Here is a 2634-nt window from a genome sequence, read left to right as displayed (position 1 = left end):
GCCACTCCCGCCGGCGTTCGCCGGCGGGAGTGGCACTGTCACCTTCCCGCGGACAGACCGCCGCGCCGCGACTCGAACATGACGGTCATCGGTGCGGCCAGGAAGACCGACGAATAGGTGCCCACGGTGATGCCGATCAGCAGCGCCAGCGCGAAGTCGAACAGCGAGTCGCCGCCGAGCACGGCCAGAGCGATGAGGATGAAGATCGCGCCGAGGCCGGTGTTGACCGTACGCGGCACAGTCTGCAGGGAGCCGGCGTTGGCCAGCTCCGCGAAGGGCCGGCCGGATTTCGCCCTGACCAGCTCCCGCATGCGGTCGAAGATGACGACCGAGTCGTTGACCGAGTAGCCGATCACGGTGAGCAGCGCGGCGAGGAACACCCCGTCGATGGGCCGGCCGAGCCACGCGAAGACGCCGAGCAGCAGCAGCACGTCGTGGAACATGGCGAGCACCGCGGCTGCGCCCCACTGCCAGCGGAAGCGGATCGCCAGGTAGGCCAGCTGGGCGGCGAGCGCGACGCCGAGGGCGATGACGGCGTTGCGGCGCAGTTCCGCCCCCAGAGTGGGGCCGATCCGCTCGTCGCGGAGCCGCTGCACCTCCCCGCCGCCCGCTTCGGTGAGCGCCGACCGGATCTCGGCCTCGACGTCCTCGCCGAAGTTGCCGGCGCGGACGCTGATGTTGCCGTCGCCGGCGGTGTTGACCACCGCCCGGTCCAGGCCCGCCGAGGTCACCGCGTCGCGGGCGGTATCGGCCGACAGGGGCACGGTGGCGGCGTACTCGACGATCCGCCCTCCGGTGAACTCCACGCCCACGTTGAGCCCGCGCACGCCGATGCCCGCGAGCGCGGCCACGGTGGCCACGCCCGCGACCATCAGCCACAGTCGCCGACGCCCCATGATGTCGGGGTTGCGTTCGGTGAGCTTGCGCCGCACCCAGCCCGTGCTCGCCAGACCACTCAAGCCCGGCCGGCGTTCCGCCCAGCGACTACCCAACAACGGGGACGCGAGCACGCGGGTCAGCACCAGCGCGGTGAACATCGAGACCAGCACGCCGATGGTCAGCGTGACACCGAAGCCGCGGACCGGCCCGGAGGCCAGGAAGAACAGCAGTCCCGCCGCGAGCAGCGTGGTGATGTTGGAGTCGGCGATCGCGGACAAGGCGTTCCGGAATCCTGCCCGCAGTGCGGTCCGGAGGCTGCGCCGTGACCCGCGGGCGGCGTACTCCTCCCGGGCTCTCTCGAAGATCAGCACGTTGGCGTCCAGCGCCATGCCGATCGCCAGGACGAACCCGGCCAGGCCCGGCAGGGTCAGGGTGGCGCCGATGGCCAGAAGCGCCGCGTACGAGATGAGGCCGTAACCGATCAACGCGACCGCGGCCACCCCGCCCACCAGCCGGTACGCGCCGACGATGAACAGCAGCGTGGCAATCGTGCCGAGCACGGCGGCCATCGCGGAGGCGTCGATCGCCGCCCGGCCCAGCGTCGGACCGACCGTTCGCTGCTCGAGGACCTCCACCGGCACCGGCAGCCCACCGGCGCGGACCAGCAGGGCGAGGTCCTTGGCCTGAGCCTCGGTGAACGATCCGGTGATCTGCGTCCGGCCGCCTGCGATGCCGGCCTCGCAGGCAACCTCCTCACCGACCTGCGGTGAAGAGATCACCTCCCGATCCAGGACGATCGCCACGCGCCGGGCCGGGTCACCGACCGGGGCACAGGCCGCCTTGCCGGTCAGCCGCTGCCAGGCTTCGCCGCCGTCGCCGCGGAAGTCGAGCGTGACCTGCCACCCGCCGAACTGGTCGAGGACGGCGTCGGCACCGCCGACCTGCTGCCCCGACATGGCAGGCGGGCCCAGCCGCAACGGCTGTCCGTCCTCCGACGGCAGGACGATCTCCTCCGCGTTCGAAGGGTCCGGGCCGGTGCTCGGTTCAGTGCTCGGTTCGGTGCTCGGTCGGGCCTCGGCGACGCCGAGGACCGGGCGGAAGGCGAGCTGGGCGGTGCGGCCGATGACGCGTACGGCCTCGGCCGGATCTGTGACGCCGGGCAGCTCCACCACGATGCGTCGCTCGCCGGAGCGGGCCAGCGTCGGCTCGGTCACGCCGAGCTCGTCGACGCGGCGGCGCAGCACCTCGAGGGCTTCGTCGGTGGTGACGGCGTTCGCCTCGGCGAACTCGCCGTCACGGGTCTCAAGAACAATCTGGGTGCCGCCGCGCAGGTCCAGCCCGAGCCGGGGCGTCCGGGTGGCCAGCAGCCACCCGGAAACCACCAGGACGATCAGGGCCAGAACAGCGCGCACGGTGGTAGCGCGCGACATTGTTATCGATGCTCCTCAACGCGGAAAGTCCCGCGCGGGCCGCACCGGGCCCGCCGCGGGCGAAGGAAAGGGGACACTGCTACGCCGTTCGGCGGGGCGGCGCCCGTCCTCTCACTGCGCTGAGAGTGACCGTGGAGACGGCCGACGAGCCCGCGCGGGCGGCCGCCGACCAGCTGAAGCGTCGCGCGACCCCGAGCATCAGCGCCGCAACCGCGGCGACCAGCAGGAAGAGCGAACCGACTGAAGGCTTGGTGATCGGCCGCGCATCCGGAAGGACCGGCACCATCGACGCCGGCACGACCGCCGCGGTCACCGCCGCGACGCG

The 2634-nt window shown here is 72.2% G+C and carries 2 protein-coding genes; both read right to left on the bottom strand.

From position 1 onward, the window contains the following. Positions 1–38: 38 nt before the first annotated feature. On the bottom strand, positions 39–2309 hold the full coding sequence (gene secD / locus AB0M20_RS37120) for a protein translocase subunit SecD (RefSeq protein ID WP_364305431.1): 2271 nt from the start codon (positions 2307–2309) through the stop codon (positions 39–41). Positions 2310–2388: 79 nt separating this feature from the next. Next, on the bottom strand, positions 2389–2634 hold a 246-nt coding region (locus AB0M20_RS37115), incomplete at its 5' end, for a hypothetical protein (RefSeq protein ID WP_364305430.1).

The sequence above is a fragment of the Actinoplanes sp. NPDC051633 genome (genome assembly GCF_040681735.1).
Lineage (GTDB): Bacteria > Actinomycetota > Actinomycetes > Mycobacteriales > Micromonosporaceae > Actinoplanes.
This window is presented reverse-complemented; position numbering and strand designations above follow the sequence as displayed.